Source organism: Flavobacterium sp. 9 (assembly GCF_002754195.1).
Lineage (GTDB): Bacteria > Bacteroidota > Bacteroidia > Flavobacteriales > Flavobacteriaceae > Flavobacterium.
Window position 1 is genome coordinate 3,631,779 of sequence record NZ_PEEU01000001.1, and the last position, 22,115, is coordinate 3,653,893.

The window sequence follows — 22,115 nt, forward strand, 5'->3', positions numbered from 1 at the left end:
GGGAATATTTCTTTTTAAAATAATAAGTCGACTTGAGAATTAATTTTTTCAATATAATAATCTATTTTTCGAATGGCTCGATTAAAGAATAGATTTTGTTCCTTAATTCCGGATTGTCCTAACGGTTTTGAGTTTATGATTTGTTGTTTAAAAAATTGATGAACATTATTACAACTTTCCTCATTATCAGTAATAAAGTAACCTAAAAGCGTGTAAGGAACAAACATAGTTAACTTTTCTTCCGTTTCAATAAGCATATTATTGTTGAGTAGGATTAACTCGTTATAATATATATTAAACTTTGTGTTTTTCACATTGCATTTTTCCTGAATCAGATTAATAATTCTTTTCAGGTCTTTGCAGAGAGCATTTGCATTTTTTAAAGAAAGTAAACCGGCTTCATGAAAATATAGAATTTGTTGTAAGCTACTGTTTATTGTAGTGTCATTCCAGACTTCATTTACTACCGTATTTTCATATACATTTTTCAACTTTTGCATATATTCTGCAAAAGATTCTTCGATTATAAAACTTTCAAAATTGACTTTCTTTTGATTTGTGTTTAAAAGATTCAGCCAGACAAAAGCTTTGAATTTTGATAAGATAGTTCCATCCATAAAATAAAACAGTGGAATATCTTTAGCAGAATAAAATAGCGTTGTATTGGGGTTTTTTGTCAATATTTCGATTTGTTCTGCCGATGTTTTGAAATATTGAAGCATATCTTTTAATGTTTCAATCTCGATTGTCTTTTCTACAATTACCTTTTCTTTTTTCGAAAATAGATTGTCCAATGAAATATTAAAATGATTTGCCAATGTGATGGTTTCATCAATCGAAAATTTACTTTTTTCAGATATTCTTCTGTGCGATGCATCGTAGCTTATTTCTAAAATTGTAGCAATCTCATCTATTAAAGAAGCTGATTTTGGGATTTTAGTTCTAAGCGCTTTTAAAAACGATTCTTGATATTTCATAATTTGCGATAATCACAAATATAGGAAATAGTTTTATTGATTTAAGCAAATTCGTGTGTGATAATTGCAATAGGTTTGTCCTGTAATTTTAAAACAATGATTTTATGAAAACATCAATTTTAGTAATTCTAAGTTTTGTTTTTGGATGTTCTTACGGTCAGAATTCAGTTCTAATTGAAAATGATTCTGTTGAATTGCATTCTCAAATTTTCAGCCTTTCGCCAATGTCTAAAAAAGTTGATAAAGTAAACGGACTTGTATTGGGAATCGGGCATGTTGAAAATAAACGTATAGCAAATCAAACTATTAATGGTATAAATGTAGAAGCAAATCCGGCACCAATCGCTGGAGCTTTTATAGGCTTTATGTCATTAATAAACCTCCCGGAAATTATTAAAAACAATAAAAAAATGGATAGTATTAATAATACTGAGGATCATTATAAAATTAAGAACATGAATTATTTTCCTGATTTAAAATTAAATGGTCTAAATATTAGTACAGGATGCTTTTTTACCACAACGAGTATGAACGGATTGAATATTTCTGCCGGAAATAAATTCAAAAATTTTAATGGACTTTCGGTTACTGTTTTAGGAACAATTGTCGATCATCAAAATGGAATTTCGATTGGTATTTATAATGCTAATAATAGTTTGGCGGGCTCAACTGTTGGAATTTACAATCAATCTTATCAATTAACTGGATTGCACTTAGGAATTTTTAATCAAACGAGAATTAATAGAGGTATGCAGATTGGAGTTTTTAATAAATCAAATTCAAAAGGTTTTCAATTGGGTCTTTGGAATATAAATAATAAAAGGTCAATGCCTTTTTTAAACTGGTAAATTATGAGAAGATTTTTATTACTGCTGATTCTTATATTTTCAGAATTTGCGTTTGCCCAAGAAGTATCTCAGGATTCGTCTAAAGAATATGAGAGGGTTTATGTTGAAGCTGGTTTTGTACAGCCAATAGGCAAGCTTTCTAATAAGTTTGATTTATCACCATCATTTGGCTTTTGGTTCAGAAATAAACTGACTAGAGAAGATTTTGTAGATTTTGGTTTTAATTTTTTTATACCTAAAAATCCTGTAGATGTTAATTTTAAATATCGGGATTCTATTGTACAATATAAATCAAGTCATTTTGCGATAAATATCGGAACTCGTTTCGCAAAAGTTATTCCGTTATCTCAGCGAAAAACAGATTTTAATTTAGAATGGAATTCAGGAATTGGCTTGGCTCTAAATTTTTATAATGCTCCAAATGAATTGGAATTTGGTGATGGAGAACATACAAGAGAGGTTTTGACTACATTTTATTTATCACAAGGAATCAAACTTAATTATAGAAATACAGGATTGCAATGTCATTATCAATGGTCGCCTTACGGTTTGTTTAATGATCAGGTTGAAAAGAATTTTGGTTCCCAAAGCTTAATGTTTGGAATCGTTTACAGACAATAAATTTAAAATATAAAAATGAAAAAAGTTCCTTTATTACTTATTAGCATTCGATTATTGTTGGGTTTCGTAATGATTTTAATTGCGAATAGTAATTTTCTCTATGTTAGAATCATTTTAGTTTCATTAATGATATTCGGATTGTTAACCGATATTTTTGATGGTATTATTGCTCGGAAAGTTGGTGTTTCGTCAGAAAAATTACGTAGAATGGATAGTCAGGTAGATTTAATTTTTTGGCTTTGTGTAGGCTGGTGCGCGTGGTTATTAAATCCTGAAATTATTATGGATTATAAATATGCTATTATTTCAATTTTTGTAATGGAAGGTTTGACCTATCTTTTTAGTATTCTGAAATTTGGAAAAGAGACTTGCACTCATGCACTTTTATCTAAATTATGGGGTATAACATTGCTGGTTGCTTTTGTTTCTATGATTGGTTTTGGTCACGCTGGAATTCCTTTTTTTCTTGCAGTATTTTTTGGAATAGTAGGGCATATTGATGTTTACCTGATTATTTATTTTTTACCTGAATGGACACATGATGTTCCTAGTTCTTATCACGCTTATTTAATCCGGGAAGGAAGATCAATCAAGAGACACAAATGGTTTAATGGATAAAATGTCTAATATTTGAAAAAGACATAAATACAAAAAATCCCGTTTCAGTAAAATGAAACGGGATTTCTCTATGAATAAACCTTTAGTAAACTAAGATCTGATTACTCTTTTTTCTCCTCACGTGGAGGTCTTTGTAAAAGTGCTTTTCTTGACACTTTTTCTTTTTTAGTTTTAGGATCAACACCTAAGTATTTTACTTCAAATATATCACCCATGTTTACAACATCAGTAACATTTTCAGTACGTTCCCAAGCTAATTCAGAAACATGTAATAAAACTTCATTTCCTGGCGCAGCAGTATATTCAACTACAGCTCCAAAATCTAACATTTTGATTACTTTTACTTCATAAGCTTCTCCCATTTGTGGTTTGAAAGTGATTGACTTAATTTTAGCCAATACTGCTTCAATTCCAGCAGGATCTGTTCCTAAGATTTCGATAACACCTTGCTCGTCAACTTCGTTGATAACAATAGTTGTTCCTGTAGCTTTTTGTAATTCCTGAATTACTTTTCCACCAGGTCCAATTAATGCTCCAATAAAGTTTCCAGGAATAGTTCTGGTAATGATTTTTGGTGCATGAGCTTTTACATCAGCTCTTGGTGCAGCGATAGTCTCAGTCAATTTTCCTAAAATGTGTAAACGTCCTTCACGTGCTTGCCCTAAAGCTTGCTCCATAATGTCGTAACGTAAACCGTCAATTTTAATGTCCATTTGACAAGCTGTAATACCATCAGCAGTTCCGGTTACTTTAAAGTCCATATCTCCTAAGTGATCTTCATCACCTAAAATATCAGACAATACAGCAAATTTCTCACCATCAGTAATTAATCCCATAGCAATACCAGAAACTGGTTTTACCATTTGAACTCCAGCATCCATCAAAGCCATTGTTCCAGCACAAACTGTTGCCATAGAAGAAGAACCGTTAGATTCTAAAACCTCAGAAACAATACGAATTGTGTAAGGACAATCAGCAGGAATCATATTTTTTAAAGCTCTTTGAGCCAAGTTACCGTGACCAACTTCTCTTCTTGAAGTTCCTCTTAGTGGTTTTGCTTCACCAGTTGAGAAAGGAGGGAAGTTATAGTGTAAGTAGAATTTCTCTTCACCTTGTTCAGATGGAGAATCTATTTGGTTTGCTTCTCTAGATGTTCCTAAAGTTACAGTTGCCAAAGCCTGAGTTTCTCCACGAGTAAATAAAGATGAACCGTGAACTCTTGGTAAATAATCAGTTTCACACCAGATTGGTCTGATGTCAGTAGTTTTTCTACCATCTAAACGAACACCTAATTCTAATACTACATTACGAACAGCTTCTTTGTTTGTTTTGTAGAAATATTTAGAAACTAAATCTCCATCAGCAGCTAATTCTTCTTCAGTAAATAAAGCTTTTACTTCTTCTTTTACTTCAGCAAATGCAGCAGATCTTTCGTGTTTAGCTGAACCAACTTTAGCGATATCATAAATTTTATCATATGCTGCAGCTTTTACTTTTTTGTAAATTTCTTCGTTTTCTTTCTCACCTTCGTAAGTACGAATTTCTTTTTTACCAAAAGCAGCTTGTAAACGCAATTGCGCCTGAATTTGAACTTTTATAGCTTCGTGAGCAAATTTAATTGCTTCAACCATTTCAGCTTCTGAGATTTCTTTCATCTCTCCTTCAACCATCGCAACAGAATCCAAAGAAGCACCAATCATCATGTCGATGTCAGATTTTTCTAAGTCTACTCTGCTTGGATTAATAACAAATTTTCCGTCTATACGTGCAACACGTACTTCAGAAATTAAGTTATAAAAAGGAATGTCTGAAACTGCTAATGCCGCAGATGCAGCTAAACCAGCTAAAGCATCAGGCATAACTTCTTCGTCATGAGACATTAATTGAATCATAACTTGTGTTTCAGCGTGGTAATCATCTGGGAAAAGCGGACGTAAAACACGGTCTACTAATCTCATTGTTAATACTTCGCTATCGCTTGGACGAGCTTCTCTCTTAAAGAAACCTCCTGGGAAACGACCAGCTGCTGCAAATTTTTCGCGATAATCTACTGTCAATGGTAAAAAATCAACGCCTGGGTTTGATGTGCGAGCTGAAACTGCTGTCGCAAGAATCATCGTGTCGCCCATTCTTACTACTACAGAACCATCAGCTTGTTTAGCTAAACGTCCTGTCTCGATTGTGATGCTTCTGCCATCACCTAAATCGATCTTTTCTACAAATAATTGTGGAATCATAATTTTTCCTTATTGGTTATACAATGGGTTTTAGTTGTGTTGTAGTTGTTGTGTGTAGTTGTTGTTAATCTAAAACCCAATGAAAAACCAAACTTTTTTTCTTATAAAATGCTTGTAATGTAAAAACAAAAAGAGGCACTCTCGCACCTCTTTTCTATATTGATTATTTTCTGATATTCAATACTTTGATAATCTCACGATATCTGTTGATCTCTTTCTTTTTCAAGTAATCCAACAAAGCTCTTCTTTTACCTACTAATAGTACAAGTGAACGCTCAGTGTTGTAATCGTGACGATTTTTTTTCAAGTGTTCAGTCAAGTGTGAAATTCTGTACGTGAACAATGCAATCTGACCTTCTGCGCTTCCAGTGTTTGTTGCACCACCGTGTTGTGCGAAAATCTCTTCTTTTTTCTCTTTACTTAAATACATTCCAATATTATTTAATGATTTTTATGTATGTCATACAACTTTTGTAAGACGGTGCAAAAATAATACTTTTTTTTCGAAAAAATAAATTTAAAGATTGAAAAAGTTAAAGATTTAGCAATTAAGGCTAAAAAACTTCCTTATATCAATGTTTAAGGGTGCTATTTTTTAGAATAATTTAGCAACTTCCTGATTTACAAATTCTAAAAATCTTTCGTCAGCTTCTGTAAAAGGATCAATTACGTGACTATCAATGTCGATTTGACCAATATTTACTCCGTTCACAAACAATGGAACCACAATTTCAGATTTCACAGTAAAACTACACGCAATATAATTGTCCTGAGCAGCGACGTCAGGCACCACAAAATTGGCATTGCTTTCGGCTACTTGTCCGCAAATTCCTTTTCCAAACGGAATAACAGTATGATCAGTTTCTGCGCCTACATAAGGTCCTAAATGCAAGGTTTTGTTTTCGTGATTGGCAAAATAAAAACCAACCCAGTTATAATATTCTACATTTGCATTTAATAGTTGGCAAATGGCTAATAATTTTTCGTCTCTAAGAGTATTAGTATCAGCTACAATTGCGCTTATTTTTGGTTGTAATTCTTGAAATGTCATGATATAAAAATTTTATACAAAAGTATTTAAAGCTAAACTCAAAAAATACATAAATTTGAAAAAAAAATCCACTTGAGAAAATATTTAATACAGTTCAAACCCTTTCTGATTTTTATAGGTACTTTTTTTGTTACTTATATTGTACTTACCTTTATTTATAAGTGGTATTTGGATAGTTTTCAGGTAAATGATGTTGACGGAATTACAAAAATTGTAGGTCGCAATGTTGAACAATTAATGCAATTGTTTAATTGTGATATTAAAATAGATAAAAAATTGTCGGATTCCTGGTTAGATGTTTTTTATAATAAAAAATATATGACACGAATCATTGAAGGTTGTAATGCTGTTAGTGTCGTTATTTTGTTTGTTTCGTTTGTCGTAGCCTTCTCAGGAAAATTTAAACCAACGTTTCTTTTTATCTTACTTGGAGTTCTCCTAATTCATATTGTTAACGTTATCCGAATTGCATTATTAGTCATTCTGGCGTATAGTTTTCCGGAATATGCACATTTTTTACATGGCGTCTTTTTTCCTTTAGTTATATATGGGTTAGTATTTGCGTTATGGTTCATTTGGATAAATAAATTTTCAAAATATGCTAGATAATTTAAAGGAACACAAATTAAAAATCCTGGTTTCGATTCTGGTTGTGTTTTGTTTTGGAGTTATCAGAGCTTTTGAAGATCAATTGTTTTATGATCCTTTTTTGAATTACTTTAAAGAAGAATTTAAAAATTTGCCCTTTCCTGAAGTTGATTCTTTTAAGCTTTTTATAGGGCTTTTTCTGCGATATATTCTAAATAGTATTTTGTCTTTAATACTAATCTACACATTGTTTCAGGATGTCGAAATTCTGGAATTCAGTACCTATATGTATGGTTTTTTTCTGGTACTTCTTTTTGTAATGTTCTTTGTGATTGTCGAATATTTTCCAAATGCAAACTGGCTTCTTTTTTATGTAAGACGATTTATAATTCAGCCAATATTTGTATTGTTATTTATTCCAGCATTTTACTATCAGCAGCAAAATCTTAAAAAATAACATTTCATTAAATCTTTTTTCAGTCTTTTTTAGGTAGTTTTGCAGTATGAATGTAAAAAAGTGCACAGGATTATTCTTAGCTTTCCTATTGTTGGTTTCCAACATCGGGTTTGCTTTTGATGTGCATTATTGCGGAGGCGAAATAGCTTCTGTTTCATTAAATACTACAGCTTCTGCTTCTCCTGAGAAGAAATGTTGTGGAGATTATGAAAAGAAATCATCTTGTTGTAAAGACAAAGTAGTCCATTTCGAAAAAAAATCGGATAATGCTACTTTTAAGATTTTCTTTTTTCAATTAGCTTTTCCAGCGGTAATTCAAGAATATAAACCAATTGTTTTTGTATCAATTCCAAATTTCAAAAACAATCAGATTACTTCGTATTATTCTGATGCGAATGCGCCGCCGTTATTTAAATTATACAATCAATACATTTTTTATTCCTGATTTTAATGTTTAGAATCAAGCCGTTTATTGGCTTGTACTATACTGTTTAGTTATTTTTCATTTAAGGAGAATTTCTATAAAACAGTTTTTCTAATTAACATTAAAATCATTTTTTATGCAAAAAAATATCATGCTTTTTTGTATGATTTTATTTTCTATTTCTGCTTTTTCACAAGAAGATTTAGAGGAAGTTAAAATCACAAAGAAGCAAAAAGGAATAAAAAAATCCTATACACTTACCTCAAATACATCCGTAATTACAAGTAAAGAATTGCTTAAAGCGGCATGTTGTAATTTGGCCGAAAGTTTCGAAACAAATCCGTCAATCGATGTCAATTTTTCTGATGCTTTGACAGGAACGAAGCAAATAAAAATGTTGGGACTTACAAGTCCGTATCTAATGATTACTGAAGAGAATATTCCTTCGGTTCGTGGAGCTTCTCAAGCTTATGGATTGTCATTTACTCCCGGAACCTGGATCGAAAGTGTTCAGATTACTAAAGGAGCCGGAAGTGTAATCAATGGCTACGAAAGTATTTCAGGCCAAATAAATACTGAGCTTTTAAAACCATTAAATGACATTCCGTTCTTTTTGAATGTTTATGGTTCTACCGATGCCAGGTTTGAAGTAAATACACATTTCAATAAAAAGTTATCTGATAAATGGGCGACAAGTTTGTTTGTTCATGGAAATGCCCGTGTCGCAAAAAACGATATGAATAATGATGGTTTTCTGGATAATCCTTTAGGAAAACAAATCAACGTTTTAAACCGTTATCAATATTATGATGCCGAAAGTGGTTTGGTGAGTTTTATCAATTTCAGATATATGAATGATAAAAAACAAACCGGAGAAGTTGACTTTGATAAAGACAGAGATCGCGGAACAACTAATCATTGGGGTTCAGAAATCAATACAGAAAGGTTTGATGTTTCGACAAAAATTGGATACGTTTTTAAAGATATGCCGTATCAAAGTATCGGTTTTCAGAACGCTTTTAATAGTCATAATCAAAACTCTTATTTTGGATTGAATTTGTATGACATTAAGCAAAATAGTTTTTATTCGAATTTAATTTTCAATTCGATTATAAATAATACGAAGCATAAGTTCTCGACAGGTTTGAATTTTACGTATGACCAATATCAGGAATTTGTGAACGTAACTGATTATAGTCGAATTGATAATTCAGTTGGAGCGTTCTTTGAATATACATATGATAATACAGATAACTTTAGCTTAATTCTTGGAGGACGAGTTGATAATCATAATCGTTTAGGATTTTTTGTTACACCGCGTTTACATATGAGATACAATCCTTGGAAAGATGGAGTTATCCGATTTTCTGCGGGAAGAGGAAAACGTTCGGCTAATATTTTTGCTGAGAATCAACAGCTTTTTGCAAGTTCCAGAACATTTTCTATTTTAGATAATAGCGGAAAAATTTATGGACTAAATCCTGAGATTGCCTGGAATTACGGCGTTAGTTTTTCTCAGAAATTTAAAATTTTCAATAAAAATGCCGAAGCAGGATTTGATTTCTACAGAACCGATTTCCAAAATCAGGCCGTTGTAGATTTAATGCAAAGTCCACAAGAAGTTTTGTTTTATAATCTAAAAGGAAGTTCATTTGCGAATAGTTTTCAGTTTGAATTCAATTATGAGTTGATTCATAATTTAAATTTGAGAACAGCTTATAAATATTATGATATTCAAACCGATTATTTAAGAGGAACTTTTCAGCGTCCGTTGCAGGCAAAACATCGTTTTTTAGGGAATCTGGAATACGAAACTCAGTTGAACAATGGGAAACAATGGAAGTTTGATTATACCTTTAATTGGTCAGGAAAGCAACAATTACCTTATACGGCATCAAATCCTGTAGAAGATCAGTTTCCGGATTTTTCGCCATCATATGCTGTTATGAATATGCAGGTTACAAGAGTAATTTCGCTTGTTTTTGAAGTATATGTTGGAGGAGAAAATATTGGAAATTACAAACAACAGAAAGCAATTTTGGGTGCCGAAGATCCATTTGGACCTAATTTTGATGCTTCTGTAGCATATGCGCCAATTTTTGGACAAATGTATTACGCAGGATTACGATTTAAAATAAAATAATAAATTTATAAACTCTAATAATAGACAAAATGAAAAATATACTTTTAATCGCATTAATTACTTTTTTAGGATTTTCGGCACAAGCCCAAACTAAGAAAAACAAGAATTTGAAATATACTACAGAAGTAAATGGTAATTGTGAGCAATGTAAAAAACGTATCGAAAAAGCTGCGTTTGGTGTTCCGGGAGTTAAAACGGCAAGTTGGGATATAAGTTCACATCAATTAACGGTAATTCTAAACGAAGAAAAATCGTCGCCAGCAGATTTAAACAAAGCAATTGCCAAGGTAGGGCATGATACTAAAGAAGTTAAAGCAACGGAATCTGATTATGCTAATTTGCATTCATGTTGTAAATATGTAAGAGAAGAATAAACATAGAGAGCCCAAGTATAACTTGGGCTTTTTTAATAGTTAATTTATCTTTAAAATACCGTATTTTATTGTGGTTAAAGTAAATTATTGTTACTTTCACGAACTTATAAATGTAACCAACCTCATTTTATGAATAATTTTGATTGGACTCAATTAGTCAACCCTGAATTTTATATTACCTTAAGTATTGGCGGTTTTCAAATTGGTTTATATATTGTTTTGTTTATCGTTTTTGCCGAAACAGGACTTTTTGCAGGTTTTTTTCTACCGGGAGATAGTTTGCTTTTTTTGGCAGGTATTTATAGTCGTGATTTAATTGAAAATGTAATACACATTCCAGGTGATTTTATTAATGTATTCTTGCTTTCGTTTCTGGTTGCAGTTATGGGAGTTTTAGGAAATATGACAGGTTACTGGTTCGGAGCCAAAAGTGGTTACTATCTATTTAAAAAAGAAGATACTTTCTGGTTTAAAAAGAAATACCTGTTGCAGTCGAAAGATTTCTTTGAAAAATATGGTGGAAAAGCAATTATTTACGCGCGTTTCTTGCCAATCTTCAGAACTTTTGCGCCAATCATCGCAGGAATAGTTTCTATGGATAAAAAGAAGTTTATGTTCTTCAATATATTAAGTTCTTTTTTATGGTCTTTTATATTGATCTTTTCAGGACATTATTTATATGGTGTGTTCTTGAAGCAAGGAATAGATTTAAAAGAACATATAGAATATATTATTGTAATTATTATAATTATATCTACATTTCCGGTTCTTCTTAAGCTTATGAAGAAAAGACCAAGTGAAAATGTATAATTAATAAAATAAAGTATAAAAAAAGTCCGAAGTTTAATCTTCGGACTTTTTTTATATTTGAATTCTGTATGATTTTAAACGCTGCGAAATGATATGCTTTTATTATCATTCGTTACCCAAGGTTGAAACCTTGGGCTATGTTTGTGTAATTTATTATTCTTTAAACGAAGTTGCTGTGCTTTTAAGGGGGTAATAAAAGCAACTTTAAAATACTGAAATTTCTGTTTTTAAAATGTAGCTTTTTTAAGCTTGGAATTTGGAATTTCAGATATTGGAATTTAACTTTTTCAAAAGTTTACCATTCATTTACTTTATTGGCATCCATTTTTAAGAAGATAAACAGTAAAATCGTGAATCCCCAAAGTCCGGAACCTCCATAAGAAAAGAAGGGCAGAGGAACTCCAATTGTTGGGAAAATTCCAATAACCATTGCGATATTTACAAAAAAGTGGGTAAATAGAATTCCAGCTACACAGTAACCGTAAACCCTGCTGAATTTTGTTTTTTGTCTTTCGGCAAGATAAATTACTCTTAAAAATAAACCAACAAAAAGCGCAATTACAACTAATGAACCAACAAAACCCCATTCTTCTCCAACCGTGGTAAAGATGTAATCTGTATGTTGTTCAGGAACGAATCCTCCTTTGGTTTGTGTTCCTTCTAAGAAACCTTTTCCGATCCAGCCTCCTGATCCAATTGCAATTTCCGATTGATTGGTATTATATCCAATACCTTTCATGTCAACACTTTTTCCAAGTAAAATATTGAAACGATCGCGGTGGTGTTGTTTAAAGATATGATCAAAAACATAATCTACAGATAGTACAAAAGCCGAAATAATAGCTAGTAAAATACCGCTTAGAAGAATGTTTCGATCGACAACTCTGCCTTTAAAATGTATGATTGCCAATACTCCAAAAGCGATTAAAATAACGGCATAAGGTTCTAAAACGAGTGTTAATACGAATAAAAGAATAGTAATAAAACCAGTCCAAACGTACCAAGATGGTAGTCCTTCTCTATATAATACAACGATAAATATACTATAGATCAAAGCACTTCCCGGATCGGGCTGAGGTAAAATCAATAATACGGGCAAAAACACAATCGCCAATGCCTGAATTTGCCTGTTTGTTTCTTTTAGATTGATCTGAGTATCACTTAAATATTTGGCTAATGCCAATGATGTAGCGGCTTTTGCAAATTCAGAAGGTTGTAATGTAAAGCTTCCAATAGCATACCAGCATCTTTGACCGGCAATAGTTTTTCCAAACAAGAACAATCCGGCTAGAGATAATAAAGCAACTCCAAAAATTATACTGGCGTATTTTTCATAAAATTTTCCGTCAACAAAAAGCACGACAAAAATCAAAGGAATAGTACAACCAATAAAAATTAATTGTTTTTGATAAGTTCCTTCAGTCGATAATAGTGATGATGAATAAATATTTAGCCACCCTAATGTCACCAAGGCAATGTAGATAAAAACGCTTATCCAGTCCAGGTTATTTTTTACACTTTGATTTTTCATTTGAAATAATCTTGTTAATTTTCTTTAGTGGTGTCTACAGGTATATTTTTCACTTCTACTTTCGGTTTTACGATTTTAGCTCTCATGACAGAGTCTTTTGGAGTAGATTCAATCGCACTAGCTGCAGTCATTCCGCCAAGTTTTGCATATTCGCTTGCTAAGCTTTTGTTTAAAACGCGAATTTCTAAGTCGTTTCTTGTGATTTTATGTCTCAAATATTTCTCGATCATCAAACTCGCAATTGGTCCCGCAACTGTGGCACCAAAACCTCCATTTTCAATCATTACTGCTATTGCAATCTTCGGATTGTCTTTTGGAGCAAAAGCAACAAATATAGAGTGATCTTTAAGCTTCGTTCTTACTCCATCAATTTTTGCGTAGTTTTCGGCAGTACCCGTTTTTCCGCAAATATCAATACCTTCTACTCTAAGTGCATAAGCAGTACCTTTGTTGTATACGTCAAATAAACCGCTTATAACCGGTGGAAAGTACTTCTGGTCAATAGTAGTAACGTGTTTTGTTGTAAACTTAGCATCTATTTTTTTTCCTTCAATCTTTTTGATGATATGAGGTGTGTAATAATAACCTTGATTGGCTACTGTTGCCATCATATTAGCTAATTGAATTGGAGTCATCAAAACTTCTCCTTGGCCAATAGCATTTGATACAATTGTTGTACTTCTCCAGCCTCCGTTAGGATAGATTTTCTTGTATGTTTTAGAAGTTGGAATATTTCCTCTTTTACCGATTGGTAAATCGTATCCCATAAATTGACCTAAACCAAAACTTTTTACGTGATTGCTCCAGATATCCACCGCTTTTGCCGGATCGTTATATTTGTTGATAGTTAACATATACGATTGTGCAAAATAGGTATTACAAGAATTGTAGATTCCGTTATGTAATTGGTGAGGACCAAAACCGTGACATTTCATGAAGCGACCTCGACCATAACTAAATCCATGGTGACACATAAATGTAGTTTGCTCATTAATTACACCTTCTTGTAATGCTACTAAACCAGTTAAAATCTTAAATGGTGAACCTGGAGGATATTCTGCCAAAAGTCCTCTATCATATAAAGGTTTTGCAATCGAATCATGATATAAAAGAGTATAGTTTTTAGATCTTTGTCTTCCAACTAGAATACCCGGATCATAAGATGGTGCGGTAACTAATGCCAGAATTTCTCCTGACTTAGGTTCAATAGCAACAATTCCGCCTCTTTTATTGATCATTAATTCTTCTCCATACTTTTGGAGTTCAGCATCAATTGTTAGGTTAATATCTTCTCCGGCAACAGCAATAGTATCATATTTACCCTCTTTATAAGAGCCAATTTCTCTATTGTATTTGTCTTTCTGAATGTATTTCACACCTTTGATTCCGCGTAAAATTTCTTCGTAGCTTTGTTCTACACCTTGTTGTCCAATTAAATCTCCACTATTATAATAGGGGTTTTTGGCAATTAAACCTTCGGTTACTTGTGTGATAAAACCAAAAATGTTAGCACCGTAATCTACTTCGTAATCACGAAGTGATCTTTTCTGGAAGTAAAAACCTTCAAATTTTCTGATTTTTTCCTGAAAAGCGGCAAATTCATTTTTGTTTAATTGTGCCAGGAATACAGAAGGAAGTCTTGGACTATAGACTTTTGCTTTTGCAATTCTTTTGTCGTATTCTTCTCTTGTTATGTTTAATAAAGCGCAGAATTCGTTAACATTAAGGTCTTCTTTGATTTCTCTTGGAATAACCATTATATCGTATGAAGCTTGATTGGCAACTAATAATTTGCCATGTCTATCATAGATATAACCTCTTTCAGGATAATCATACTTCTTTTTTATCGCATTATTTTCTGATTTCAATTTGAAGGAATCGTCAATAATTTGCAAATAGAATATCCTAATCACTAGCAAAGATGCTGCAATAATAATTAAAGAGGGCAGCAGAACTTTTCTCATCTTTTATTGGGCTTAATAAGATATATTATTATGATTGAAGTGATTATTGTAAATATCGAGCTAAACAAAGTTCTCAGTAAAATATCCCAAATAAACTTAAATTGAAAAGCCTCGAGGATAAACAATACAATGTGATGTAATAGAACAGAAACTAAAATAAATGAAAATCGCTCTGGAGTTAATGATTCGTTTAGTCTGATAGTTTGATATTCGTAGCTCAATCCAAATGAGAATTTGAAAATATACGGTCTGTAATACGCTAATATTAAACACGCTGTCGCATGAATTCCGCCCGAGTTACAAAACATATCCATTGTTAATCCAAGTAAAAAGCTAGAAATGATTAAACCAGTTCTGTTGCTGTTTACCGGGTACAAAATAATGTATAGGATGTATGGGAAGGGACTTATATACCCTAAAAAGTTCATATTATTGAAAATAACAACCTGAATTGTTAGTAACATAATAAATCGAAAAATATTGACTAACAAAGCGCTATTCATCTTTTTCCTTGTTTTCTAAATTAATAAGTTCTTCTCTGTCCTTACTTTTGATAATATAAACATGTCCTAAGTTTGTCATGTCGTTAAATAGTTTAACGTTTATAACATAGTAACTTGTGTTTTTCTTGATGAAAATTTTATCAACCGTACCAATATTGATTCCTTCCGGGAAAATTACAGATTGTCCACCTGTAACAATTGTATCGCCTTTTCTTATAGAAGCTAATCTTGGAACGTCTTCTAATTGAACAAATCCTGTGCTTTTTCCGTCCCAGGTTAAAGAACCAAAGTGATTTGATTTTTTAATTTTGGCGTTAATCTGCGATTTCATATTCAAAATACTCACAACAGTCGAATATCTTGGAGAAGTATCGTCGATAACTCCAACAATTCCTAAACTGTTGATTACACCCATATCCGGTTTAACGCCTTCATTTGCTCCTGAATTCAAAGTAATGAAGTTTTCGTGCGTGTTATACGAGTTATGGATAACTTTTGAAACAATAATATCCGCAGGTTTTACTCCTTTTATACTATCGGCCAAAGGTATTTTTGTAGTGTCTTCTTTATTGAATAATAAACTTTTTAACCTTGCATTTTCCAATACAAGTTCGTCATTTTCAGTTTTTAGATTCAAATATTCATTAACACGATTGATTCTTTCGTAAACACCACCGCTCAAAAAGTTGGCAGAACTGATTACTTTGCTTCTATGGTAGGAATGCGATTGAATTGTGAGAGTCAACGAAATACCTAAAAGCAGCAAAAACAGCAATCGATTACTGTTTCTTATAATGAAATTAAAAATTTGCTGCATTTCTTGTTTGGTTATTTTGTTTCAGGATATGCTTTTGGTTTCAAATTTTATAAGAGTTGAATTCAATTAATTCAACTCTTATAAAAAAATATTGATTACTATTTTGAATCTTATTTGATTAAGATACTTTTAAATTTTGCAATGTTTTTAAGTGCCATTCCAGTTCCACGAACTACAGCTCTTAATGGATCTTCGGCAATGTAAACAGGTAAATCTGTTTTTTGCGAAATACGTTTGTCAAGACCTCTAAGCATAGATCCTCCACCGGCTAAGTAAATACCAGTATTGTAAATATCTGCTGCTAATTCAGGCGGAGTTTGAGATAACGTCTCCATTACAGCATCTTCAATACGTTGAATAGATTTGTCTAATGCTTTTGCAATTTCACGGTAAGAAACATCAACTTGTTTAGGTTTACCAGTAAGTAAATCTCTACCTTGAACTGACATATCTTCTGGTGGTCCATCTAAATCTTCGATAGCAGCACCAATTTGAATTTTTATTTTTTCAGCAGTACTTTCTCCCACAAAAAGATTGTGTTGTGTACGCATGTAATAAACGATATCATTTGTAAAAACGTCACCTGCAATTTTCACAGATTTGTCACATACAATTCCTCCTAAAGCAATTACAGCAATCTCAGTTGTGCCACCTCCAATATCAACAATCATGTTTCCTTTTGGTTGCATGATATCGATTCCAATACCAATTGCAGCTGCCATAGGCTCATGAATTAAGTAAACTTCTTTTCCGTTTACTCTTTCACAAGATTCTTTTACAGCTCTCATCTCAACCTCAGTAATACCAGACGGAATACAAACTACCATACGTAAAGCTGGAGTAAACATTCTTTTCTTTAATGCTGGTATACTTTTAATGAACATATTGATCATTTTTTCTGAAGCATCAAAATCTGCAATTACACCATCTTTCAAAGGCCTTATGGTCTTTATGTTTTCATGTGTCTTACCTTGCATCATATTGGCTTCCTTACCAACAGCAATGATTTTGCCTGATATTCTATCACGTGCAACGATTGATGGACTATCAATAACAACTTTATCATTATGAATGATTAAAGTGTTTGCGGTACCAAGGTCTATCGCAATATCCTCGGTCATGAAATCAAAAAATCCCATAAGTTTTTTAGGGGTTTAAAATGTTATAAATTATTTTGAACAAAGTTAAACAAATTAATGTTTAAAATGACGTGTTCCTGTAAATACCATTGCAACATTATTTTCATTGCAATAATTTATGCTTAATTCGTCTTTTATTGAGCCTCCTGGCTGAATTACAGCTGTAATTCCTGCTTTTTTAGCTAATTCTACACAATCCGGAAATGGGAAAAATGCATCACTTGCCATCGAAGCGCCTGTTAAATCAAATCCAAAAGCTTTAGCTTTATCTACAGCTTGTACCAAAGCATCAACTCTTGATGTCTGGCCAGTACCTGAAGAAATTAATGTTCCGTTTTTTGCAAAAACAATTGTGTTTGATTTTGTGTTTTTACAAATTTTTGAAGCAAATATCAAATCTTCTATTTCTTGAGCGGTTGGCTCTGTAATTGTAACGGTTTTTAAATGCTCTTTATTATCCGTAATATTGTTTCTGTCCTGAATTAACAAACCATTAAGACATGTTCTTACTTGTCTTGAAGGTAATTCAACTTCATTTTGAACTAATATAATTCTGTTTTTCTTTTCTTGTAAAACTGCAATTGCATCATCATCATAACTTGGAGCAATTACTACTTCACAGAATAATTTGTTGATTTCCTGAGCTGTAGCCAAATCGATTTTAGTGTTTGCAATCAAAACTCCACCAAAAGCAGATGTTGGATCGCAAGCTAAAGCTGCTAAATAAGCTTCGCTAATTGTTTTTCTTGAAGCTAAACCACAAGCATTATTATGTTTTAAAATTGCAAAAGTTGGTCCGTCAGTTTTAAACTCATTAATTAAGTTTACTGCAGCATCAACATCAAGTAAGTTGTTGTAAGATAACTCTTTTCCGTGAACTTTTTTGAACATTGCATCAAAATCTCCAAAAAAGAATCCTTTTTGATGTGGATTTTCTCCGTATCTTAAAACCTGACCGTCTGCAATACTTTCTTTATAAATAGTTTCATCTGTATTGAAATAATTAAAAATCGCACCATCATAGTGAGAAGAAACGTGAAATGCTTTTGTAGCAAGCAATCTTCTGTTTTCAAGAGTTGTAGCTCCATTTTGTTCTGTGATTAAATCAAGAAGCAAGCTATATTCGTTAACAGAAGCCACAATTACAGTGTCTTTGAAGTTTTTTGCACCAGCACGAATTAAAGAAATTCCGCCAATATCAATCTTTTCGATAATATCTTGTTCGCTTGCACCAGAAGCAACAGTTTTTTCAAACGGATACAAATCAACAATTACCAAATCAATTTGAGGAATATCAAATTCCTTCATTTGTTGAACATCACTTTCGTTATCCTGACGGTTCAAAATTCCACCAAAAATTTTCGGGTGTAACGTTTTTACTCTTCCTCCAAGAATTTCAGGAAATGAAGTTATATCTTCAACAGGAACTACAGGAATTCCAAGATTTTTAATAAAATCTTCTGTTCCTCCAGTCGAGTAAAGTGTTACATTTTGTTCATGTAATTTTCTAACGATTGGCTCCAGTCCGTCTTTCGAAAAAACTGAAATTAATGCTGATTGTATTGTTTTAGTTGTGCTCATTGTGTAGTTATGATTTTCAGACTGCAAAAGTAGTTTTTTTAAATATTATTTTAAAGAAAATTAATGTAACATTATGCTAAAAAAAACTACTGATGAGTAAGTTAACTTTTATTAGGTTTTTGAATTTAAATTATTGAATTTTACTTTATTGAAAAATACGAAAATATGCTTGTTTATCTAAGATTATTAAAAGAAAGTTTAAGTTTTGCTATAAACGCTTTGCGAAATAATAAATTACGTACTTTATTGTCTTTGTTAGGCGTTACGATTGGTATCTTTTCAATTATTGCTGTTTTGGCGGCAGTTGATTCTTTAGATAGAAAAATTTCTAAAGATTTGAGCAGCTTAGATAAAAATACGATTTATTTAATGAAATTTTGCTTTGGACCATCCGAAATTCCACAATGGAAAAGAGAACAGTTTCCAAATGTAAAATATGACGAATACATTGGTCTTAAAAATTCACTTAATAATACAGATCAGGTCGCATATCAGCTTTTTGTAAATCATGAAAGCTTAAAGTACGATTCAAAAACAGTAAGTGATGTAAATATTATTCCGTCGTCAAACGAAATGGTCGATATTGACGGATTAAGTTTTGATAAAGGAAGGTTTTATAATGAGTCGGAATCAAATTCAGGAACTGCTGTAATTGTTTTGGGATATGATATTGCCGAAGGTCTTTTTGGGACAAGTGATCCTATCGGAAAAAATATTCGTTTGTACGGACAGCGTTTCACAGTAATTGGCGTAATCGCAAAACAAGGAGCCGGTTTTTTTGGAGATAGTAATGATACTTCAGTTTATTTACCGGCTAATTTTTTACGTCGAATGTATGGAGATAGTGATTCAATGACTCCTGTAATTGTCTTAAAACCTGTAAAAGGTGTTGACATGGAAGCTTATAAAGCAGAAGTTGCGCAAAAATTAAGAGCAATTCGCGGAATGAAAGCCGGAGAAATGGACAACTTTTTTGTAAATGTGCTTTCTGGATTTACTGATTTTATCGATGGAATTTTAGGACAAATGAATGTTGTAGGATGGATCATCAGCGGATTTTCTCTTTTAGTTGGAGGATTCGGAATCGCTAATATTATGTTTGTTTCGGTAAAAGAAAGAACCAATTTAATTGGAATTCAAAAATCATTAGGAGCTAAAAATCGATTTATTTTATTTCAGTTTTTATTCGAAGCCGTTATTCTTTCTGTTATTGGCGGAATAATTGGTTTGTTAATGGTTTGGGGAATTTCGGTCATTCTAACAAAAGCGCTCGATTTTGAATTTGTTCTTAGTTTAGGAAATATACTTTTAGGAACCGGATTGGCCGCACTTATCGGATTAATTTCGGGAATATTGCCAGCAATTTCGGCTGCAAATTTAGATCCGGTAGAAGCCATCAGAACCGGAATGTAATTTTTTTTAAGAAATGAGTGGTAGAATAGAATTTTATAAAATAGATAAATTAAAAATTGAGACAAATTTATTTCCATTAATAAAGGATAGCTCTTTTTTAGAAAGTTTTAAAGAATTGGTTTTTTCATATAATTTAGATACAGAATATTTCAAAGTTTCATATGACGACATTATAGAAAAGATAAGGTCTAATTTCTTTAGAATAAACCATACTGAGTTTGAAGTGATTTTTAGATGGATATTTAAGTGTCATGGTGAGGAATTAGAGAGAGATGTGAATTTTTTGGATAATCTGGGTCTAATAGAAATTGGAGATTTGCATAGCAGGGAAGAGAAAATAATATTTTATTGTTTTGGAGAATATGGAATAAATGACTTTGATGATAAGTTAGAAAAAATAAATACTTCTTGGAATGACTTAAATACTCCTTCATATTCTAACGACTTTAAATTAGTTATAGATTTTCTTTCTCTTGTACTTTTAAAGAATATATTGAGAAACGAAGAGTTGGAAGCTGATTATGAAAATGAATTAAAAGAAATGTTGGTGGATTTGTCCAAAAATGAAAATATGTATTTTAGTAGTATCAAATTTTTGGAAAATATTTTAAATAAAAATGATTTTACGAATTTGTATAATGAGGATATAACATACATGCTTGAATGTTCAGAATCATATTTGTGGAAAATCAGATCCATGAAAGAAAACATCAAGAGTTATAATGACCTTATTTATCGACTTGACTTGTTTTAAAACAAAATCTATTGGCTCAAAGAACAATAAGAAATAATTTACCCTTAATTGTTCTTTTTACAACTTCGATTTTCATTTTGATGTCGAATTTTGTCGTAATTTTAATACCCTAATTAAAAATATGATAATATGATACCAGTAAAAGCTTATGCAGCCTATGATGCTGTAAATCCGTTAAAACCCTACACGTTTGAAAGAAAAGAAGTTGGTGCTCATCAAGTTCAGATAGAAATTTTATATAGCGGCGTTTGCCATTCAGATATTCATACTGCAAAAGGGGAGTGGGGACCTGTAAATTATCCTCTAGTTCCCGGACACGAAATTGTTGGACGAATCGTTGCTGTTGGCAGCGAAGTATCCAAATTTAAAGTGGGAGAATTAGCAGGCGTTGGTTGCTTTGTTGATTCTTGCAGAGTATGCCCAAGTTGTCAGGCAGGCGAGGAGCAGTTTTGTGACGAAGGAATGACAGGAACTTACAATAGTGTAGAAAGAGGAACAGATATACCGACTCGTGGAGGATATTCAACCAGTATTATTGTTGATGAAAGTTATACTCTTCATGTTTCAGAAAAACTTGATTTGCGTGGAGTAGCGCCATTATTGTGCGCTGGAATTACAACTTATTCTCCATTGCGTTATTTAAAAGTTGGAAAAGGACATAAAGTTGGAGTTTTAGGACTTGGAGGTTTGGGACACATGGCAGTGAAATTTGCCGTTTCTTTTGGTGCCGAAGTTACGATGTTAAGCCATTCACCATCTAAAGAAGCCGATGCAAAAAAACTTGGAGCACATCATTTTGCTTTGACTTCAAATCCTGGAACTATGGAATCTCTTGCTAATAGTTTTGATTTTATCTTAAATACAGTTTCGGCAAAACACGATCATAATGCTTATTTGAATTTGCTAAAAACTAACGGAACTATGATTGTTGTTGGTGCTCCGCCAGCTCCGGCAGAAATTCCTGTTTTTAGTTTAATCATGAAAAGAAGAAGCATTATAGGAAGTTTGATTGGCGGAATCAAAGAAACACAGGAAATGCTAGATTACTGTGCCGAACATAATATTACGTCAGATGTTGAAATAATCGATATGTCTTATATCAATGAAGCTTACGATCGTATGAATAAAAGCGATGTTAAATATCGTTTTGTAATTGATATGGCTTCTTTGAAATAGGTCCAAAGTTGCAGAGTTGCAAAGGTTCAGAGGTTTTCTTGTATTAGGTAATTGCTTTGAATCTTTTGGGAATAAATATAAAACCGAAG

At 32.2% G+C, this 22,115-nt stretch carries 22 protein-coding genes; 12 read left to right on the forward strand and 10 right to left on the reverse strand.

Features of this window, described 5'->3' with window-relative positions:
* Positions 1-14: 14 nt before the first annotated feature.
* Positions 15-977 (reverse strand): hypothetical protein, encoded by a 963-nt coding sequence (locus CLU81_RS15000; RefSeq protein ID WP_099710545.1) that lies wholly within the window; start codon positions 975-977, stop codon positions 15-17.
* 104 nt (positions 978-1,081) lie between these two features.
* On the opposite strand from CLU81_RS15000, the gene CLU81_RS15005 reads away from it, so the two are divergent.
* Genes CLU81_RS15005 through CLU81_RS15015 form a run of 3 tightly spaced genes read left to right on the forward strand, consistent with a single transcriptional unit; the run spans position 1,082 to position 3,064 of the window.
* A complete protein-coding gene (locus CLU81_RS15005; protein ID WP_099710546.1) occupies positions 1,082-1,825 on the forward strand; it encodes an LA_2272 family surface repeat-containing protein in 744 nt (247 codons plus the stop codon).
* A 3-nt stretch (positions 1,826-1,828) separates the two neighbouring features.
* Positions 1,829-2,446: a hypothetical protein gene (locus tag CLU81_RS15010; RefSeq protein WP_099710547.1), complete on the forward strand. Its 618-nt coding sequence runs from the start codon at positions 1,829-1,831 to the stop codon at positions 2,444-2,446.
* Between the two features lie 15 nt (positions 2,447-2,461).
* Complete coding sequence (locus CLU81_RS15015; RefSeq protein ID WP_199174571.1) at positions 2,462-3,064, forward strand: CDP-alcohol phosphatidyltransferase family protein; 603 nt, start codon at positions 2,462-2,464, stop codon at positions 3,062-3,064.
* Between the two features lie 101 nt (positions 3,065-3,165).
* On the opposite strand, the gene CLU81_RS15020 is transcribed toward CLU81_RS15015, so the two are convergent.
* The 3 genes from CLU81_RS15020 to CLU81_RS15030 form a co-directional block, all read right to left on the reverse strand.
* Positions 3,166-5,301: a polyribonucleotide nucleotidyltransferase gene (locus CLU81_RS15020; RefSeq protein ID WP_099710549.1), complete on the reverse strand. Its 2,136-nt coding sequence runs from the start codon at positions 5,299-5,301 to the stop codon at positions 3,166-3,168.
* 163 nt (positions 5,302-5,464) lie between these two features.
* Entirely contained in the window at positions 5,465-5,731 is a 267-nt protein-coding gene (gene rpsO, locus CLU81_RS15025) for a 30S ribosomal protein S15 (RefSeq protein ID WP_099710550.1), read from the reverse strand.
* A 165-nt stretch (positions 5,732-5,896) separates the two neighbouring features.
* A complete protein-coding gene (locus CLU81_RS15030; protein ID WP_099710551.1) occupies positions 5,897-6,352 on the reverse strand; it encodes a GAF domain-containing protein in 456 nt (151 codons plus the stop codon).
* 72 nt (positions 6,353-6,424) lie between these two features.
* Here CLU81_RS15030 and xrtF point away from each other — a divergent pair, with 72 nt between their 5' ends.
* The 6 genes from xrtF to CLU81_RS15060 all read left to right on the forward strand — a co-directional run bounded on the left by xrtF (position 6,425) and on the right by CLU81_RS15060 (position 11,148).
* The gene (gene xrtF / locus CLU81_RS15035) at positions 6,425-6,961 is read left to right on the forward strand and encodes an exosortase family protein XrtF (protein WP_099710552.1); all 537 of its coding nucleotides are present in this window, start codon (positions 6,425-6,427) and stop codon (positions 6,959-6,961) included.
* A complete protein-coding gene (locus CLU81_RS15040) occupies positions 6,951-7,397 on the forward strand; it encodes an exosortase F system-associated protein (protein ID WP_099710553.1) in 447 nt (148 codons plus the stop codon). Before xrtF ends, CLU81_RS15040 begins: the two co-directional genes overlap by 11 nt.
* Positions 7,398-7,443: 46 nt before the next feature.
* The gene (locus CLU81_RS15045; protein WP_099710554.1) at positions 7,444-7,842 is read left to right on the forward strand and encodes a hypothetical protein; all 399 of its coding nucleotides are present in this window, start codon (positions 7,444-7,446) and stop codon (positions 7,840-7,842) included.
* A gap of 115 nt (positions 7,843-7,957) precedes the next feature.
* The gene (locus CLU81_RS15050) at positions 7,958-9,964 is read left to right on the forward strand and encodes a TonB-dependent siderophore receptor (protein WP_099710555.1); all 2,007 of its coding nucleotides are present in this window, start codon (positions 7,958-7,960) and stop codon (positions 9,962-9,964) included.
* Between the two features lie 29 nt (positions 9,965-9,993).
* Positions 9,994-10,338, forward strand: a complete 345-nt coding sequence (locus CLU81_RS15055; RefSeq protein WP_099710556.1) for a heavy-metal-associated domain-containing protein — start codon at positions 9,994-9,996, stop codon at positions 10,336-10,338.
* Between the two features lie 129 nt (positions 10,339-10,467).
* On the forward strand, positions 10,468-11,148 hold the full coding sequence (locus CLU81_RS15060) for a DedA family protein (protein ID WP_099710557.1): 681 nt from the start codon (positions 10,468-10,470) through the stop codon (positions 11,146-11,148).
* 295 nt (positions 11,149-11,443) lie between these two features.
* Here the strand turns inward: CLU81_RS15060 and rodA are convergent, their stop codons facing one another.
* The 6 genes from rodA to purH form a co-directional block, all read right to left on the reverse strand.
* Positions 11,444-12,679: a rod shape-determining protein RodA gene (rodA, locus tag CLU81_RS15065; protein ID WP_099710558.1), complete on the reverse strand. Its 1,236-nt coding sequence runs from the start codon at positions 12,677-12,679 to the stop codon at positions 11,444-11,446.
* Between the two features lie 14 nt (positions 12,680-12,693).
* Complete coding sequence (gene mrdA / locus CLU81_RS15070) at positions 12,694-14,643, reverse strand: penicillin-binding protein 2 (protein ID WP_099710559.1); 1,950 nt, start codon at positions 14,641-14,643, stop codon at positions 12,694-12,696.
* On the reverse strand, positions 14,640-15,146 hold the full coding sequence (locus tag CLU81_RS27115) for a rod shape-determining protein MreD (protein ID WP_099710560.1): 507 nt from the start codon (positions 15,144-15,146) through the stop codon (positions 14,640-14,642). Before CLU81_RS27115 ends, mrdA begins: the two co-directional genes overlap by 4 nt.
* Positions 15,139-15,963, reverse strand: a complete 825-nt coding sequence (gene mreC / locus CLU81_RS15080) for a rod shape-determining protein MreC (RefSeq protein WP_099710561.1) — start codon at positions 15,961-15,963, stop codon at positions 15,139-15,141. The genes CLU81_RS27115 and mreC overlap by 8 nt, the downstream gene beginning before the upstream one ends.
* Before the next feature lie 110 nt (positions 15,964-16,073).
* Entirely contained in the window at positions 16,074-17,102 is a 1,029-nt protein-coding gene (locus CLU81_RS15085; protein ID WP_007804822.1) for a rod shape-determining protein, read from the reverse strand.
* Positions 17,103-17,156: 54 nt separating this feature from the next.
* A complete protein-coding gene (gene purH, locus CLU81_RS15090) occupies positions 17,157-18,683 on the reverse strand; it encodes a bifunctional phosphoribosylaminoimidazolecarboxamide formyltransferase/IMP cyclohydrolase (protein ID WP_099710562.1) in 1,527 nt (508 codons plus the stop codon).
* Between the two features lie 165 nt (positions 18,684-18,848).
* On the opposite strand from purH, the gene CLU81_RS15095 reads away from it, so the two are divergent.
* The 3 genes from CLU81_RS15095 (at position 18,849) to CLU81_RS15105 (ending at position 22,026) form a co-directional block, all read left to right on the forward strand.
* Positions 18,849-20,096 (forward strand): ABC transporter permease, encoded by a 1,248-nt coding sequence (locus CLU81_RS15095; RefSeq protein ID WP_099710563.1) that lies wholly within the window; start codon positions 18,849-18,851, stop codon positions 20,094-20,096.
* A 13-nt stretch (positions 20,097-20,109) separates the two neighbouring features.
* Complete coding sequence (locus CLU81_RS15100) at positions 20,110-20,850, forward strand: hypothetical protein (protein ID WP_099710564.1); 741 nt, start codon at positions 20,110-20,112, stop codon at positions 20,848-20,850.
* A 129-nt stretch (positions 20,851-20,979) separates the two neighbouring features.
* Positions 20,980-22,026 (forward strand): NAD(P)-dependent alcohol dehydrogenase, encoded by a 1,047-nt coding sequence (locus CLU81_RS15105; protein ID WP_099710565.1) that lies wholly within the window; start codon positions 20,980-20,982, stop codon positions 22,024-22,026.
* Positions 22,027-22,115 lie beyond the last annotated feature (89 nt).

Bases quoted from the DNA above. Each gene is read 5' to 3' on its own strand.
- CLU81_RS15000 (WP_099710545.1), bottom strand. From the start codon at position 977: ATGAAATATCAAGAATCGTTTTTAAAAGCGCTTAGAACTAAAATCCCA.
- CLU81_RS15045 (WP_099710554.1), top strand. From the start codon at position 7,444: ATGAATGTAAAAAAGTGCACAGGATTATTCTTAGCTTTCCTATTGTTG.
- mrdA (WP_099710559.1), bottom strand. From the start codon at position 14,643: ATGAGAAAAGTTCTGCTGCCCTCTTTAATTATTATTGCAGCATCTTTG.
- CLU81_RS15105 (WP_099710565.1), top strand. From the start codon at position 20,980: ATGATACCAGTAAAAGCTTATGCAGCCTATGATGCTGTAAATCCGTTA.
- rodA (WP_099710558.1), bottom strand. From the start codon at position 12,679: ATGAAAAATCAAAGTGTAAAAAATAACCTGGACTGGATAAGCGTTTTT.
- CLU81_RS15030 (WP_099710551.1), bottom strand. From the start codon at position 6,352: ATGACATTTCAAGAATTACAACCAAAAATAAGCGCAATTGTAGCTGAT.
- CLU81_RS15095 (WP_099710563.1), top strand. From the start codon at position 18,849: ATGCTTGTTTATCTAAGATTATTAAAAGAAAGTTTAAGTTTTGCTATA.
- CLU81_RS15055 (WP_099710556.1), top strand. From the start codon at position 9,994: ATGAAAAATATACTTTTAATCGCATTAATTACTTTTTTAGGATTTTCG.
- CLU81_RS15060 (WP_099710557.1), top strand. From the start codon at position 10,468: ATGAATAATTTTGATTGGACTCAATTAGTCAACCCTGAATTTTATATT.
- CLU81_RS15050 (WP_099710555.1), top strand. From the start codon at position 7,958: ATGCAAAAAAATATCATGCTTTTTTGTATGATTTTATTTTCTATTTCT.
- CLU81_RS27115 (WP_099710560.1), bottom strand. From the start codon at position 15,146: ATGAATAGCGCTTTGTTAGTCAATATTTTTCGATTTATTATGTTACTA.
- CLU81_RS15010 (WP_099710547.1), top strand. From the start codon at position 1,829: ATGAGAAGATTTTTATTACTGCTGATTCTTATATTTTCAGAATTTGCG.
- CLU81_RS15040 (WP_099710553.1), top strand. From the start codon at position 6,951: ATGCTAGATAATTTAAAGGAACACAAATTAAAAATCCTGGTTTCGATT.
- CLU81_RS15020 (WP_099710549.1), bottom strand. From the start codon at position 5,301: ATGATTCCACAATTATTTGTAGAAAAGATCGATTTAGGTGATGGCAGA.
- CLU81_RS15085 (WP_007804822.1), bottom strand. From the start codon at position 17,102: ATGGGATTTTTTGATTTCATGACCGAGGATATTGCGATAGACCTTGGT.
- purH (WP_099710562.1), bottom strand. From the start codon at position 18,683: ATGAGCACAACTAAAACAATACAATCAGCATTAATTTCAGTTTTTTCG.
- CLU81_RS15015 (WP_199174571.1), top strand. From the start codon at position 2,462: ATGAAAAAAGTTCCTTTATTACTTATTAGCATTCGATTATTGTTGGGT.
- rpsO (WP_099710550.1), bottom strand. From the start codon at position 5,731: ATGTATTTAAGTAAAGAGAAAAAAGAAGAGATTTTCGCACAACACGGT.
- CLU81_RS15005 (WP_099710546.1), top strand. From the start codon at position 1,082: ATGAAAACATCAATTTTAGTAATTCTAAGTTTTGTTTTTGGATGTTCT.
- mreC (WP_099710561.1), bottom strand. From the start codon at position 15,963: ATGCAGCAAATTTTTAATTTCATTATAAGAAACAGTAATCGATTGCTG.
- CLU81_RS15100 (WP_099710564.1), top strand. From the start codon at position 20,110: ATGAGTGGTAGAATAGAATTTTATAAAATAGATAAATTAAAAATTGAG.